Source organism: Rhizobium sp. H4 (assembly GCF_003013335.1).
GTDB lineage: Bacteria > Pseudomonadota > Alphaproteobacteria > Rhizobiales > Rhizobiaceae > Rhizobium > Rhizobium sophoriradicis.
In genome coordinates this window covers 1-14,836 of the sequence record NZ_PSOW01000022.1, presented here as the reverse complement: position 1 = coordinate 14,836, position 14,836 = coordinate 1, and the positions used below count along the sequence as shown (strand labels likewise).

At 56.7% G+C, this 14,836-nt stretch carries 14 protein-coding genes and 4 pseudogenes; 10 read left to right on the top strand and 8 right to left on the bottom strand.

The genetic code is table 11. The features are described 5' to 3' along the window. Positions 1-237: 237 nt before the first annotated feature. The 3 genes from C4N04_RS27430 to C4N04_RS27420 all read left to right on the top strand — a co-directional run bounded on the left by C4N04_RS27430 (position 238) and on the right by C4N04_RS27420 (position 3,826). Positions 238-1,089 carry an AraC family transcriptional regulator gene (locus tag C4N04_RS27430; protein ID WP_210293994.1) on the top strand — a complete coding sequence of 284 codons (852 nt, stop codon included), beginning with the start codon at positions 238-240 and terminating at the stop codon, positions 1,087-1,089. 71 nt (positions 1,090-1,160) lie between these two features. Further along, positions 1,161-2,417: an MFS transporter gene (locus C4N04_RS27425; protein ID WP_097592254.1), complete on the top strand. Its 1,257-nt coding sequence runs from the start codon at positions 1,161-1,163 to the stop codon at positions 2,415-2,417. 2 nt (positions 2,418-2,419) lie between these two features. Then, positions 2,420-3,826 carry a hypothetical protein gene (locus C4N04_RS27420; RefSeq protein ID WP_016737467.1) on the top strand — a complete coding sequence of 469 codons (1,407 nt, stop codon included), beginning with the start codon at positions 2,420-2,422 and terminating at the stop codon, positions 3,824-3,826. A 312-nt stretch (positions 3,827-4,138) separates the two neighbouring features. Here the strand turns inward: C4N04_RS27420 and C4N04_RS27410 are convergent. After that, positions 4,139-5,087, bottom strand: a protein-coding gene (locus C4N04_RS27410) for an IS630 family transposase (protein ID WP_106797502.1) whose coding sequence is annotated in 2 segments (ribosomal slippage) — positions 4,139-4,750 and positions 4,752-5,087 — 948 coding nt in all. Because the reading frame shifts where the segments join, the coding sequence is not laid out codon by codon here. Positions 5,088-5,254: 167 nt separating this feature from the next. On the opposite strand from C4N04_RS27410, the gene C4N04_RS27405 reads away from it, so the two are divergent. Continuing rightward, entirely contained in the window at positions 5,255-5,740 is a 486-nt protein-coding gene (locus C4N04_RS27405) for a helix-turn-helix transcriptional regulator (protein WP_018247165.1), read from the top strand. Between the two features lie 71 nt (positions 5,741-5,811). On the opposite strand, the gene C4N04_RS27400 is transcribed toward C4N04_RS27405, so the two are convergent. The 4 genes from C4N04_RS27400 to C4N04_RS27385 all read right to left on the bottom strand — a co-directional run bounded on the left by C4N04_RS27400 (position 5,812) and on the right by C4N04_RS27385 (position 9,448). After that, positions 5,812-7,047, bottom strand: coding sequence for a CapA family protein (locus tag C4N04_RS27400; RefSeq protein WP_004668595.1), 1,236 nt, complete (start codon positions 7,045-7,047; stop codon positions 5,812-5,814). Positions 7,048-7,128: 81 nt separating this feature from the next. After that, positions 7,129-7,971 carry a transporter substrate-binding domain-containing protein gene (locus C4N04_RS27395; protein WP_011053397.1) on the bottom strand — a complete coding sequence of 281 codons (843 nt, stop codon included), beginning with the start codon at positions 7,969-7,971 and terminating at the stop codon, positions 7,129-7,131. A 57-nt stretch (positions 7,972-8,028) separates the two neighbouring features. After that, positions 8,029-8,778 carry an ABC transporter permease gene (locus tag C4N04_RS27390; protein WP_016737468.1) on the bottom strand — a complete coding sequence of 250 codons (750 nt, stop codon included), beginning with the start codon at positions 8,776-8,778 and terminating at the stop codon, positions 8,029-8,031. A gap of 4 nt (positions 8,779-8,782) precedes the next feature. Beyond that, entirely contained in the window at positions 8,783-9,448 is a 666-nt protein-coding gene (locus C4N04_RS27385; RefSeq protein ID WP_016737469.1) for an ABC transporter permease subunit, read from the bottom strand. A 242-nt stretch (positions 9,449-9,690) separates the two neighbouring features. Between C4N04_RS27385 and C4N04_RS27380 the strand changes: the two genes are divergently transcribed. Together C4N04_RS27380 and C4N04_RS32315 are read left to right on the top strand one after the other, a co-directional pair. Further along, positions 9,691-10,602 carry a LysR family transcriptional regulator gene (locus tag C4N04_RS27380; RefSeq protein WP_042120104.1) on the top strand — a complete coding sequence of 304 codons (912 nt, stop codon included), beginning with the start codon at positions 9,691-9,693 and terminating at the stop codon, positions 10,600-10,602. 173 nt (positions 10,603-10,775) lie between these two features. Beyond that, positions 10,776-10,953: pseudogene (locus C4N04_RS32315) on the top strand (IS630 family transposase); the annotation flags it as partial. Between the two features lie 209 nt (positions 10,954-11,162). Here C4N04_RS32315 and C4N04_RS27375 read toward each other — a convergent pair. After that, a pseudogene (locus C4N04_RS27375) lies at positions 11,163-11,273 on the bottom strand (IS630 family transposase); the annotation flags it as partial. 58 nt (positions 11,274-11,331) lie between these two features. Beyond that, positions 11,332-11,526, bottom strand: coding sequence for a hypothetical protein (locus tag C4N04_RS27370; protein WP_010068053.1), 195 nt, complete (start codon positions 11,524-11,526; stop codon positions 11,332-11,334). 474 nt (positions 11,527-12,000) lie between these two features. Between C4N04_RS27370 and C4N04_RS27365 the strand changes: the two genes are divergently transcribed. The 4 genes and pseudogenes from C4N04_RS27365 to C4N04_RS27335 all read left to right on the top strand — a co-directional run bounded on the left by C4N04_RS27365 (position 12,001) and on the right by C4N04_RS27335 (position 14,457). Continuing rightward, on the top strand, positions 12,001-12,177 hold the full coding sequence (locus C4N04_RS27365; RefSeq protein WP_004668584.1) for a DUF3606 domain-containing protein: 177 nt from the start codon (positions 12,001-12,003) through the stop codon (positions 12,175-12,177). A gap of 884 nt (positions 12,178-13,061) precedes the next feature. Next, positions 13,062-13,295 (top strand): annotated as a pseudogene (locus C4N04_RS32310) (DUF5372 family protein); the annotation flags it as partial. 74 nt (positions 13,296-13,369) lie between these two features. Further along, complete coding sequence (locus C4N04_RS27340; protein ID WP_225882825.1) at positions 13,370-13,861, top strand: ATP-binding protein; 492 nt, start codon at positions 13,370-13,372, stop codon at positions 13,859-13,861. Positions 13,862-13,959: 98 nt separating this feature from the next. Continuing rightward, positions 13,960-14,457, top strand: a complete 498-nt coding sequence (locus C4N04_RS27335; RefSeq protein ID WP_010005427.1) for a helix-turn-helix domain-containing protein — start codon at positions 13,960-13,962, stop codon at positions 14,455-14,457. On the opposite strand, the pseudogene C4N04_RS31660 reads toward C4N04_RS27335, so the two are convergent. After that, a pseudogene (locus C4N04_RS31660) lies at positions 14,439-14,628 on the bottom strand (transposase); the annotation flags it as partial. The gene C4N04_RS27335 and the pseudogene C4N04_RS31660 sit on opposite strands and share 19 nt — an antisense overlap. Positions 14,629-14,836: the final 208 nt, after the last annotated feature.

The window sequence follows — 14,836 nt, the reverse complement described above, 5'->3', positions numbered from 1 at the left end:
AATCGCGCATCCCGAAAAGATTGTGCCGTCAGCGATGATGTCGGCAGAAGATGATCGCGAACGTCATGTTTTCGCATCCACGATTTTGATTGGTTTTCATGAAATTGACATGAAATTCGACCTGAGGTTAAAGCCTGGCTTGTTGACAACTTGGGGTGAGGTAGGGTCGCTAACACACCGGTTTTTCAAGGGAGCAGCTGTCGAGTGGGGATCATTCCATCAATTCACCCCGAGAGGATGAAGAAGTCACAAGGGGAGATCATCCTTCACCAGCAAGGCCATTGGAGCCATGCCCGCGCAGATGTCGTTCGCCGGCGCAGTCTCGGGCGACAGGTTATCGACGTTGTCGCGGATGACCACCTGATCTTCCTCAACATAAGGGGTACGGCGGCATCCGGCGAAAACTTTCTGGACGGACGAAGAGTCGAGTTCAGTCCGCGTCCAGACGGCTCGCTTGTTTACATTCCGCCCGGTTGCCACTGGAGCGGTTGGGATGAAGGGGATGCTGAGGGTTGTTATCTTATGATAACCGTGACGCAGGATTTTTTTTCAAACCTCACGACTAAGCTGCCGCGCGTCGGCACCTTGCGTCCGGAGCTTGGATTTAGAGATCTGCCGATCCAATGCTTGGCGCGGCAGATTGCCGGAGAACTTTCACACGACGATTCCATGGGGAGTGTGATCGTGGAAGGGCATCTCGCGGCTATCTTCGGACTTCTGCAGCGCCGCTCCGGCACATCTGGCAGATTGTCTCGAGGAGGATTGTCGCCTACCGTTCTCAAGCGCGTGATAGGGCGGATTGAAGCTCACATCGATCGACCTCCAAGCGTGCGCGCTCTGGCTGAAGAGGCGGGATTGACCTACGAGCATTTTTCCCGCGCTTTCAAGCAGTCGCAAGGCTCGACGCCCTATGGCTTCTATAACCAACGCCGTCTTGAACGCGTGACCGACCTTCTCCGCACGACTGCGATCAGCGTGACCGAGATCGCCATCGCCTGTGGCTACTCCAGCGGGAGCCACCTCTCGACCAGATTTCGCCGAGAGACGGGATTTTCCCCTGCCGAGTACCGGGCGCTCTGGAAGGAGTAGCCTGGTTCTGAACTAGAGATAATATCAAATTCGTGAAAGCCGCCAGCTCTTCAGAAGAATAGCATGTCCCCATGAACCTGCCAGTAGGGAGTGTGGATGAAGTGGGCGCAACAAAAAGCAGCGGCATAGGGTGTTATGCCTCTCGCGGCATCTATCTCTTCTGTGTTCTGGCGTCGGCCACTGGCCGGAATGTCTACTTCGTGCTGGCGGCATGGGTTGCGACAGATGTCAGCAAGAGCGCGAGCGCTCTCGCCATCCTTTTGGCGCTCGGCAGTGCCGCCGAGTTGCTCACCAGCAACGTTGGCGGCGTTCTAGTTGATCGATTTGATCGTCGCTTCGTCTGTATCGCTTGCGATTTATCAAGGTTGATCCTCATATTTTCAACGGGTATTGGTCTCATGTTCGGTGACCCACTTAGTGTTCTTTGCCTATCGTGGACCATCTTCGCGTTCATCGACAGAACCTATTCGACTGCGCTGCAGGCCATCATTCCAGACATCGTGCGTCCTAAGAACCTCACTTCATTCAATTCGGCGTCTTATATTGCGATGCAGGCGGGCAATCTCATCGCCGCTATCGTCACCGGGTACAGCTTAACCGCCATCGGGATGAATCTGACGTCGATCTTGCCTGGCGCCTTTTTCGGCCTATCACTGTTGGGGCTGCTGGCACTGCTCGGCCGACAGCCGCCTTCTCGTTCTCGATCGGATTTGCAGGCAAAGAGCATTCGTCGGATGGATCTGTTGCCGACGACCTTCGTCGTTCACCCACTGAAGACCATCGCCGTCATGTATGCGTTGACCTATGCGATGGGCATGCTTGTGAGTGTATTGGGCGCCGCATATGTCACTCGCGAACTCAAGGGGTCGGCGCTAGAGTTCGGTTATCTCGAGGCAGGTTGGGCCCTCGGTTCGATTGCGGGCTGTTCAACCCTTCTTCTCAGAAGGGCGCGTTCGCGACGACAAAGCATCCTCTTCCAGGCGGCGCTTGCTGGCATTGTTCTGTTGGGCTTTCCTGTTTTCCAGAGCTTTTTGTCCGCGCTCGTTCAACTGGTGTTGCTTGGCTTCTGCTACAATGTCACGCGGATCCTGATCGATGTACGGGTTCAATCGACTGTTTCGATTGACATGTTGGGGCGGGCGCGAAGCCAGATCCACACGATCTGTGTTTCGATAGGGCTTCTTGCGTATGGCATCATCGGGACGATCGGAGACGCAATTCCACCTTCGGGGATTTTCGGCCTCTTCGGGGCGCTGATGGTGACCGTCGCGCTCTTCTTTCACTTTAACATGGATCGGGGAGCGCCGGTGGAAAGCCGGTGCGTCTGAGGATGGAGACGTCGCCCAATAGCGACCTGGTTTCAAAAGGTGAGGTGTTGACCCTCATTTTTGAATTATTCCCTTGGTTGCGTCAGTTTGAGCAGGCATCGCTGAACGACTACGCAAAGGCGGCTTTCTCGGTTGGATCGGATCAATCGGGCTGCGTCGCGCGAAGCCAGGCAATGTCTCTATTGCGGTCACGCGTGGCGGCCGTCGCGCAACGTCAGGGTTATTCAGCAGGGGCCGTGACGCGCTTTCAAACCGAAATCGAAGTCGCTCCGGTGCTGCAGTGTGGCCCCCACCTCCACCTGTTGATCGAGCCTGACGCCTTTTACACCCATCTGTTCTCCCTGATGGGACTTCGCGCGCATGGCAGGACATCCTATATCTCCTACGCTTGCTCGACAGTGAAGTTCGTGGAACGCGGTCGCAAGGGTCCGGCCTGGCTCCACGTCGATGGCGATGCAGTCAATGTCTTCGGCCTGTCGCGCAGCAAAATGATCCCCTACAGCATTCTTGGCAGAAACGGCTGCTACAGATTCCATCTTCAAAACGTCGACAGGCCCGGTCATGACTCGGAGGCAATTTCCTGCTTGCGAGACCTTTTGCCTCTTGGCGAATTCCAGTCGGCGGCAGAGGCGATCAAAGCGGCAAATCTTTGCCTCTGGAAGCGGTATTCTGACAGCCAGGTGGACTTTCTTCAGCTTGACGATAGCGACGTTGCCGATCTGGTCGCGGACCACCTTTCCGATGGCCGGTCCTGGCTGCGAGCCTCGTTGATCGAGGACCGAGCATTCGCGATGCGCCTCATCCATTGCATCGATCAACTCGCTGACACGGCTTGGCGAGGCTGGCTGAAAAACTCGACGCATTTTTTCTGGGGCTGCATTGAAGGGCGGCTTTTTCCACTTTGGCTGGATGGCAGGGTCCTCCGGTCGAAGGAGACAGATGATGTCTGTGTTGAATTCTCGCCGCCAAGTCTTGTGGAGGCCCTGAGAACTGGCCGGATCGTTCCGAACCTTCTGCTGATGTTCATCGTAACGTCGATCCTGCCTGGCGTGCGTGTCCTGGGTGGAAGTCGGCATACGATCTATTATCCGTTGATGCGCTGGGCATTCTGCGAGGCGTTGAGGAACAACCATCGTGACACACAGCTTCTCAACGCACTGTCAAAGGACGAACGGCCGGGGGTTTGGGGCCATCGCATCATCTCCTCGCCGTGCGAGCCGTTTTCGCTGCTGAATGCAGTTAGCCGCGGGGGTATTGCAACGCTTCTCGAGCAGTTCGGCAAGATGAGCATTATCGACGCTTGCGGGCCCTTTTCCAGCTTCACCCAGGACCCCCTATGGGCGGAGCTTGCGGTGGCATACTCCTCCCGGAGGGTGGGCAGACACTCCTCGCAATGGGCGTTCCGCTGATCGCACCTCCTTTGGTTTTCTGTCCACTTTACCGCCCGAAGCGTGACCTCTCGCTTTTGAGACAAGTGTCCGCGCGTAAAGCGAAGCTATTGAATCTTGTAAAGAATTCGGTTGCGCGGCGGGCGGATTTCAACTAGGTTTCGCAGCGAGGCAGTACGCGCTGCCTTGGGGATTAGAACCCCCTGTTAGCGGTTGGTGTCGGCCGATTCGGCACCACACTCCTTGACCTTCGGTCGAGGAGCCTGTGGCGTATGTCCAGGTTCCTCGGAACTAAAGGCCACAGGGCCGTCTAGCACGGTGTTCTAGAGCGTTTCAGGTTTTCACGGAAGCATATCCGGCATTGGCGAAGTAGTTGCTGCATTCGCTGGGCTCGATGGTTGTGACGAGGTGTCCGATGTGGCGCCAAGTGTCATCGATCGTTCGCTTCTGAGCCAGGCGCATCCAGTGCTTGATTTTGGCGAAGGCCTGTTCGATCGGATTGAGGTCGGGAGAGTATGGCGGCAGGTACCAGAGTCGGGCACCAGCGTTGCGGATCATCTGACGGATGGCGACCGACTTGTGGGAGCCGAGATTATCCATCACGACGATGTCGCCCGGTTCGAGCACCGATAGGAGTTGCTGTTCGACATAGGCTCGGAAGCATTCGCCATTGATGGGTCCATCGAAGACACAAGGTGCGGCAAGCCGATCGTAGCGCAACGCGCCCAGGAAAGTCAGGGTGCGCCAATGGCCATGCGGGGCGAAGCCGCGCAGGCGTTTGCCCTTCGGCCCCCAGCCCCGAAGTGGCGCCATGTTGGTCTTGATCCAGGTTTCGTCGATGAAGACCAGCCGCCTAGGATCGAGACCGGTCTGCCAGGACCGCCAGCGTTGTCGTCGCCGCGCGATGTCGGCACGTGCCTGTTCAAGGGCGAACAGTGTTTTTTTTGAACCGCAGCCCCTCGCGCCGCAGGAATTGCCATACGGTGTCGTGGGATACCTTCACCCCTCGTGCTGCCAATTCTGCCTTCAATCCGTGCAGTGATAGATGCGGCGTCTGGTTAATTCGCTCGGCGATAAACGCCCGGTACGGCTCAAGAACACGCTTGCGGTGACCGCCCATCTTCCCAGGCGCGACAGATCCGCTCGAACGGTAGCGCTGAGACCACTTCACCGCTGAAGACACTGCAATACCAAACCGCACCGCCACCGACCGGCAGCTCTCGCCCGCTTCGATGGCATCAACAACACGCTTGCGAAGATCATTTGAAAGAGGTCGAGTCATCCGATGCTGGCCTCCACTCCAGCCAGCATCTTGAATCACAAAACAGCCAAAAACGGAATCCCTTCCGATTCAGCTAAAAACGGAAGCGCTCTAACTCCCCGATCAGTGGGTTGAGCGAGTTTTCAGCGGGGGCGCACCGCGTGAAACTCTCCATCGGGGTGACCACCATGAAGCGCTATGTAGCAGCCCAGGTTCGGACTTCGAGACCTGCGCAAGCCAAACAGTCGGATGTTGCACGCGAGTCGGTACATCCAGTCGATCGGCATGTCGGACAGCAAATCCGTATCCGCCGAATGCAGTCGAATGTCTCCCTAGGGGATCTCGGCGCCGGCATCGGGGTGAGTTTGCAGCAGGTACAAAAATATGAAAGCGGTAAGAACCGCGTCAGCGCTTCGATGCTCTACGAGCTTGCCAATTGCCTCAAGATCCCGGTTTCGAGGTTTTTCGAAGGCCTTCCAGATCCCGAAACCACTCAGGGCCAGCAATTCATAACAGAGATCGATGGGAAGATTGCCTACATATCCACGGCGGAGGGACGGCGTCTGATAGACGACGTTTTGCTCCTTTCTCCGCGTGTGCGCAGCCGGGTCGTTGCCCTCGTCAGCTCGATTGTCGATGAAGAGATGGAAGAACACAAGGACGTTTCCCCATAAAAAGACCAACAAGAGCGCGGCCGCAAAAATTGGTCAGCGGTTCGTAGAGTTATCGCCGCATACTGCAGGTTCTAAAAAGCGATCTGGCCAACGTTCTTCTCTCGGTCAAGCACAGTGCCAAAACCGGCACTGCGGTCGGCAAGATCGTCAAGGATGTCTGCCGCCATTCTGCCATCGGCGAGCACAGGGAAGGGGAGGCGATCGCGTGCAGGATTCGATAATGCCTCGGTTCCACCGATCACAATCGGACGCAAGCGTACATTTTCCAGCTGTCCGCTAGATCCAAAATTGCAGGTCGCGATGACGCTCCTCCACACTTCCGGCGGGCTCCATTCCTGTTCGTCCTTTTCCGTATGGAAGAGGAAGTTGCCAAGGCCGTAGAAAATTGGCGTATTCCGATATATCTCAACCCCTTGAAGGACCGGAGCGCCATGGCTGACAAAGAGGCCTGCGCCCGCGTTAACGCAATCGTGCGCAAATTCGCGGACCCAGACGGGGACTTGCTGCCAGTTCGGCTCCCAATGGTGATGATGCAAATACACGATGACGAGCGTGTCGCGGCCCGCTTCTTCCGCGATCGCCGAAAGGTGAGCCCTGGCGCTGTGCCGGTCCATGACGATGCGGCGAGCGGTCTCATCTGATCTGCGAAACACGGTTCCATAGAAATCAATTTCGTCTTGGCCATGAAGATCAGGCGGATCCTCTGGCTGGGCATAATTCGCGCGCTCCAAGGGCGAACTTAGAAGACGCTCCTGAATGGAGCGAAGCAAGTTGAATGTTCCCGCTTCCAGGTCGAATACCCTGGAGACTTTCAGACTATTGATGCCGGGCCTTGCTATCCTGCCCTCAGTTGCGTCCTCGGCGTACATGAAAGACGGGCCTGGCCCGGCATCCATGGCAATCAGCGCGACATTTCGGGATCCGAACGTCATTTTCTGTGCCGTGGAAGCATGATGCTTGTTGTGGCCGATGCCGGCATGCAGGAAATTGTGTGCCGCAACCTCCTCCAGCGTCGAGAGGATCCCCGGCGGTCCAAGATCGAAAGCATGGTTGTTCGCCAGAGCCAGGCTATTGAAACCGAGCTCCTTCAACGCCGCCAAGACATCCGGCGCTGCAGCGCCGAAATAGCTGCCTTTGAGCGGCCATCCACCATGACGACCATAGATAGTCGTCTCGAGATTGGTGAAGGCAACATCGCTTGCTTTGAGGATCTCGGCGATCTCAGCGAGCCGTGGATCGCCGATCGTTCGAAGATCATGACGGATGAGCGACTGGCCGGTGACAGCAATGGAAAAGGGTGCGGACATATGGTCTACCTTCGATCTTTGGGACTGCCGACTGCTCACGCACTATGGCTTCGGGGGAAATGCGTGTCGGAAAGCCAGTGTCTAGTTCGATGTCTGCGGCGAAACATCGATCTTGAACCATTGCTCGCTCAGCCGCTTCAGGGTTCCGTCGCTCGTGGCGGCCTCGATGGCGCTATCGAATGCCGCAACCAGTTCGCCGTCATCTTGCCGGAGCCCGACGCCGACACCCGGGCCCCACAGGCCACCGGAGAGCCGCGGGCCGTAGAGCGTCGCAATCCCGCCATCCGTGCTGTCGAGGAAGGCTTTCCAGGTGAAATAGTCGGCAAGACCGCCATCGATGCGCTCAGCCACGAGATCGAGATGCATGTTGTCCTGGGAATCGTAGCTCCTGATCGTCGCGACCTTTCCGAACAGTTCATTGAGCACCGCTTCCGAATTCGATGATCGCAATACGCCCAAAGTTCTGCCGTTGAGAGCGGCTCGAAGCTCCTCGATCTTTGCCTGCTTTTCAGGGTCGATAGTTGTGAGGTCGAGCTCGGCCAACGTATCCGTGGGCGGAAGATTGAGATCTTTGCGTATGACAACTTGGTTGAAACCTCCGGCGTAGGGCTTGGAAAAAGCGATAGATTTCTTCCGCTTCTCAGTTATCGCCATCCCCGACATGATGGCATCGAACTTTCCAACGGTGAGCGCCGGTATGATTCCGTCCCAGTCCTGAGGCACGAAAGTGCACTCGAACTTCATCCTCCGGCAAAGATCGCGGCCGACGTCGATGTCAAAGCCGGCGAGCTCCCCTTGGGGGGTGATGGCATTCCAGGGCGGCGAAGCACCTTCAGAGGCGATTGTCAGTGTCTTCCTGTCCATTGCTCCCGCGTTGTTGGCGCAGACGACAAGAGACAGGGCAAGCAGAAGTGTTCGTTTCACGACGATGTTCCTTTCATTGCTGAGTTTGATTGTTGGCGTCCGGGATGTGGGCTGGCGTCAAGTTTCAGCCGAGGCGAGAGGCGGCTTTCCGTTCGCTCTTCGAGGTACAGGTTGCGCCGGCGGTGGACGGTTTGCCGTCGGCGTCCAACGCGTCTCCAGCATCTGGAAACCTTGCGTGATCAAGAGGGTAAGCAGCAGATAGAAAGCCCCCGCGGCAATGAAGACCTCGTATGGGGCGAATGTCTCCGACACCAGCTGTCGGGCGAGCCCGGTCACCTCAAGCAGCGTGATGGTGCTTGCAAGGGAGCTTGCCTTCAGCATTCCAACCACCTCATTTGCATAGGCGGGAAGAGCGATCCTGAGGGTCAAAGGGAACACGATAAGACGGGCAGTGTGGAAACGGGAAAGGCCCAAGGCTTTGGCCGCTTCAATCTGCCCACGCGGGACCGCCTGGATCCCGCCGCGCAGAACTTCTGTCGTATGGGCGGCGCTGTTCAGGGTGAAAGCAATGAAGGCGCACCAGAACGGCTCTCGCATCACGGCCCATAGAAAGCTTTGGCGGACGAGGGGAAGCTGGCCAATCCCGTAGTAAATCAGGAAAAGCTGAACCAGAAGTGGCGTGCCGCGGAACGCATAGGTATATGCCAGCACGGGCGCGGAAGCCCACGGATTTGATGATGCCCGTAGGAAGGCGAGCGGGACCGAGACGGCGAAGCCTGCGGCAAGCGATGCGAATGTCAGAACCAGAGTGAGAAGAAGGCCGCGGGGAAGGGTGAGAAACGCTTCAAGCGCGATGGTCATGCTCATTGCCTCAACCTTTCATCGCCGGGAGCGAATAGCGGCGCTCCAATAACCGGAACGAAAGAAGGGACAGGCTTGTGAGGGCGAGGTAGATTGCAGACGCTGCGAGATAGAAGGGGAGTGGAGCGCGCAGTGAGCCTGCGCCTATATAGGCGACGCGCATGACATCCGTCAGCCCGACGACGGAAATCAGCGATGTATCCTTTATCAAGGAGATGCAAAGGTTACAGAATGCCGGCAGAGCGATCGGGATCATCTGGGGAATGATGATCAGAAACCAAATCTGCGCGTTCGAAAGCCCGAGCGCCGCTGCAGCCTCTCGTTGGCCTGGTGCAACCGCGTTGATCGCACCACGGAATATTTCCGCGGCGTACCCGCTGAACACGACGGTCAGTGCCGCGACACCGGCCGCAAATGCATTAATCTCGATGTAGCCACCGGCAATCGCGCTCAAAAGGGCGGTTCCGCCGAAATACGTCAGGAGGATGATCAGAAGTTCCGGAACACCCCGGATGATGCCCGTGTAGGCCCGCATGCACGATGAAACCGACTTACGGGTCGAGTTGCGGAGAACGGCAATAAGCAAACCTAATAGGGTCCCGAAAGCGCAGCTCAAGGCAAACACTAAAAGTGTGTTCTTCAATCCAGATAAAAATTGATCTACAAATGCGTACAATGCAAGTCTCCAATATTCTTGCGAGCGCACCGAAATAGGAAAGGTATTCTCCCGACATATACAAAGGGCTTGCCGAGATTTAACCGAGGGTAGATTGGATTCATTAGCTTAACCGGCGCTCTAAGTTTGGCGTATGTCAAAAATATACTTTGACTTGCCGCCGTCAATTTATAAGATTCAGGAAGTTTTGATAAGCGCAGCTTATGAGGCGCGTCGCTCGACCACGATTGAGATTCCCGGCCATGGACGTCACCGACTCCGGAGTGAAGATCCGCCACCTTCAAATATTGCGGGAGGTTATGCGCGCCGGCTCGGAAAGGCTCGCAGCGCAGATGTTGCGAATAACCCAGCCGGCGGTCAGCCAAAACATCAAGCAGCTAGAGGAGACTGTCGGCTTCGCGCTCTTCCGCCGGGAAAACAACAGACTGGTGCCAACCGTCAAGGCATGGGAATTTCTACGCACAATCGACGCGGCGTTTGCCGGACTTGATCGGATCGGACCGTCAATCGACTTCCTGCGGAACAACGATACGCGAATGATCGGCATCGCGGCGCCAAGCGCTTTCTCCTTCGCGACCTTGCCGAAAGTGGTCAAAAGGATTCGGGAGAGAAGCCGCTCTTACGCCGTTCAGGTGAAATCAGGAACTTATGAGCAGATTGCAGATCATGTGTTAAACGGCCGCTCGGATCTTGGCATCTCCCGATTGCCTCTTGATGAGCGCATTCTTGATTGGGTGCCCGTCGGCTCGGCCACCAACGTATGTCTTTTTCCGGCCAACCATCGATTTGCGGCACAGCAGCTTGTCACTGCCGAAGATCTTGCTAGTGAGGCGATCATCGATATCGACCCGCAAATTGCCTCTCACCAAATGAGCGTCAATGCCCTTCGATATATGGGAACCGCTCCTGACATCGCCGTGGAATATGACGCCAATGGCCATGACATTGGCTATGTCATGGCAGGGATCGGCGTTTCGATTACGAACGAGATCATTGCGAGCGAATATGCTGAATTCGACGTTGCATTCCGCGAATTTCAGCCAGGGGCAACATATCACTACGTCGTCGTTTGGCAAAAAGATCGAAAGCTGAGTGATAGCCTAAGATTTGCATTGGAAGAGATAGTCGCGGCTTTGACAGATCGGGCTGCTTGACGATCGCATCGAGGTATGACCCTCGCACCGTAAAACAGATGTTGCGAGTTCATGCTGAACCGCGAGTTGTGCGCGTAAGCTTAGAGCGGGATGATTTTAGGTAGACCCGTGAGAAGGATTCCCTATGACGCAAATCAGATTCATCCTTCTGGCCGGTCAGGAGGCTGAGCTGGATGGCGAGACCTGTTTCGAATAACCGCGAGAAGTTGTAGAAGCGGTGATACAGGAGGGGTGTGGTGCCGGGCGGCGTCCAAGCGCTTCCGCATTGGCATCAGCATCGCGATCGATTGGGTGCGGCGCGTGACGCGACGGACAGCGCAGCCCGGCAGGATGAGTAGCCACAAGCCGCGAACGGCGGTGGCTTACCTAAGCCACCGAGCAGATAGTTGCGCCATATCGTAGAAGAACATCGCGACAATCGGAACTGCGTCGGTTGGCAGAAGCGGACCGGTTGTTTGTGCGATCATTGGTGCCATGTTCTCTTTAAGTGATTCTGCAGTTATCTTAAAATGGCGGATGACACTTCAATTGGACGCAATATCGACTAGAGCAAATCCTGTTCAATCCGGCTCATATCCAGCAGCCCTGAAGTAGTTTGCGCATTCTGTCGGCGTGAAGCGGAGCATCAATGCGCCTAGGACGTCCCATAGAGCATCGATCTTTCGTTCCGCGCCCTCCGTGGTTGACTGCGGCCCCTAAACCGGGACCGCGTGCCGGTGGCGACGGAAGCTATGAGATCACATGCTCAATGCGCTCGAGGTGGTGCTGAGGCACGATCTGAAGGGGTTCCTCGGCCGCTGCGATTTCCTCGACCGTAAGTCCGGTGGCGATGGCCAGGTCCTCAAGGCTGTAGCCCTTCGCAATCCTGGCTTCGCGGCGACGAGCGGCTGCGGAGGTGTTGTCGGCGGTAGCAAATTGATCCATTCCAAACTCCAAATCACGTTGATGTAGCGGCTGAGGGGGATCTGTCCCCGATGGGTTGGCTCCTTCGTGGTGCCGACTCGGTCAGAGGTTAGCCGCAACCTGCCGAGCCGCTTGGTTTCTCTTCGCAGACGACGCTCTTGCGTGGCTTCCGCCGCGATCTTGTTCTGCGTTCGGATGCCGAGCGCTCCTGCATTAGCGCTGTTGTTCTAGTCCTGCTTTCTATGACAATCAATCCATGGGTTTGCTCATAGGCACACGACGAGCCGTACCAACTGCCTGGGAAGAATTGTCCGCTACTGATTAACTGCGGTCGCAGATATGCCTTGCGCGATCTCATCGTCGAAGTGAACCATCTCGCCCGAGGCCATGTGCAGCGCGTCCGCGACATCGCCGAAGCGCGCCTCACCATAACGGAGGCCGGAACTTATTGAATCGGCGCCCGTTCGTAAGGACCGACATTAGGAGGATCTCACCATGGCAACCACATCCAAAGCCCGCAGCCAGGATCGTGCTCGCGTCGCAGGTGGTCAGGATCACGAGGTGAAGTACGAAGCCCGGAAGGAAGGCATTTCCAAGGAAGCGGTGAAGAAGACCGTGAAGAACGTAGGCAACAGTCGCAAGAAGGTCGAAGCCGAACTCGACCGGCACTAATCCGGGTTGGAGAGTTCAACCGTGAGGGTCCGCAGCCATAAAGTCAGCGGCGGAAACAGCCGCTGAAAGTCTGGCTCCGACGGATCATAACGCAGCGGCGGAAGGCGCCTGACTGCAGGAGTTGACGACCCCGCAGGAAGCGTTTCGGAGCAAGGCTATCGAAGCTGCGGGATACAGCGCCGTCGAGCAAAGCCAAAAGTATTGGGACGCCGGAGCGTTTCTTGCAAGGGGCGGAGCCGCATCGCATGAGGAAGGGGCTGGCGAGCGAACCCAACGAGCTCCAAAGTCGCGATACGCGACGGCGTCGGCTGACTTTACCTGCAGAACAGAATTCAGAGGCCCACAGACCGTGGGGCACCGCGTGCGGACGCCGGTCCCGACCGGTCCGTTCAATCGACTTCTAGAAGCTGCCATCCCGTTTTTGGGACCGGCCAGCATCGTCGATCTTCTCGTGCTCACTGCGCTGAATAGGAAGCGCGGTCGGTATTAAGCCATTCTCCCGTAACGCCAAAGGCGAGCGGCGGAGCGCCGATCAATCGCCCGAGTCGGGTCTCCAGTGTTTGAAACGATGCTCAGGGAAGCGGTCGACGTGAACCTCGCTTAAATCCTGCGGAGTATTCCATTGCCGACATGCCAGTCGATCAGATCCCGAAACAGGCTTAGCGAGTGCCACGTGCATCGTCGTCCCGATGTGGACTGTAGACTAGCTTCCTGCATAGGGCGATGCGATCCTGAGTTGCGTTCATGTGTCCTCTCCTTCGCGACGGAGAGACCCTAAGCTATGCCGACTAGGCGGCTGCTATGGTGCCGGAAACGTTGGCAAAGTCGGTTAATCGGCATAGTTTGCTGGTCAGTATAAACGTGCTTTTGCCGCGCGCGGCAAAATGCAGTTTGAAGCAGCGTCGCGATCGTCGCCCAAGTCCTGCCGCCGCCTTCCGAGCCGGGTTCATAATGCCGGATTTCCGACGTTTGAAGCAAGGGTCACCTATCCCTTCCATCCACTGGTTGACCAAACCGTCTTGGTAACCGGCAGCCATGAGCACGAAGGCGTTCACTATCTGCTCATTCTGGCACACGGTGGTTCATTTCAAATTCCGGCATGGATGTTTGATCCTGCGGCAAGTTCGATCGAGATCGTAGCTGCGCCGCGCCTTTCGGCAACCAAACTCGTTGAACTGCGCGCCAAGCTTTGTTGCCTGACTATTCCGTTGCGGTCGCTGCGGTCGCCGATTGCACATTCAATACTCCGGGAAAGGCGGCGCAGCGATATGTTTGTCGCGGCACGTTCGGCGCCATGGCGGTCGGCAACTGTATCGGGTTCGGCGGCATGCGGGTCGATCGGGCCGTGGCGCAGGAGGTGCTCGAGCGATTGCAACCTCCGGGAATCGAGGCGGCCTTGCGGGCAATGGAGGCGCACACGCAGCGTCATAGCGACAATCAACAGCAACTCGAGAACTTAATCAAGCAAGCACAATACGAGGCTGCCAGGGCGCGCCGCCAGTATGATGCTGTCGATCCGGGCAATCGGTTGGTCGCCGGCGAACTGGAGCGGCGCTGGAATGAGAAGCTGATCCTATTGCGTGATCTCGAGGTCCAGTTCGAGATGCTCTCGACCGACCGTAACACGCCTGCTTTATCGGCCGACGACCGTACAAGATTGATGATGCTCGGTAGCGATCTATAGTAAGGCATGGCACAGGTCCCGACGCGTCTATCGAGACACGCCAAAAGATCATTCGGCTGCTGATCAAAGAAATCATTGTCGATACCGTTGACGACACATTGGCGCTCGTCATTCATTGGCAGGGTGGCGATCACACCCGGATGACGGTGAAGAAAAACAAGATCGGCCAGACCCGCTGGGCAGTTAAGGCTGATGTTGTCGATCTCGTTCGCAACTTGGCGAGGCAGTTGCCCGATTTGTCGATCGCAGCGATCTTGAATCGATCCGGCAAGCGGACAGGGCATGGCGCCAGCTGGACGCGAAGCCACGTCTGCAGTCTTCGCAACATCCACGGCATCTCCGTCTATCGAGAAGGTGAACGGGCCGAACGCGGTGAGAGAACCCTCGACGAGGCCGCCGACATTCTAAAGGTGAGTCGAGCTACCGCCTACCGGATGGTCAGCAGCGGTGTCCTTCCCGCTCGCCAGTTATGCACCGGAGCGCCGTGGATCATCCAGCTTTCCGACCTTCAACACGAAACCGTGCGCCGCGAAGCCGATGCCAGGCGATCCCGGCGTCCGATATCTCAGGATCCGGTTCAAAATCCTCTTTTATAGACATCATCAGATGAGGAGTATGTCGCGCCCTCGTCACCTTCAGCAAACAGGCTATTTTTTCTTAACGCCTGGGGCTTGATTGCCCGCTCAACATGTGGAGTCCACTTCGACGCGGCCGTCTTTCAGGAAGCGCTCGAAGATATCGCGGCGCGATATGGAATAGCGGAGAGCTCCGCGAGTTTTGATTTTCCGGGTAACGCCCCTTAGCCACGAACAGGCACATGATCCTTGGCGCGATTTGAAGTCCACGTGAATTCCCTTGTCCCCAGCGCAACCGTCGACATTTCTCGCAAATGTCGGGCATCCGCCACTTTTGTCAGGTTTGTCGTGATTGGAACGTTTTGTTCGCCGGTCTCTCCGTCAAATACACATCAACCTG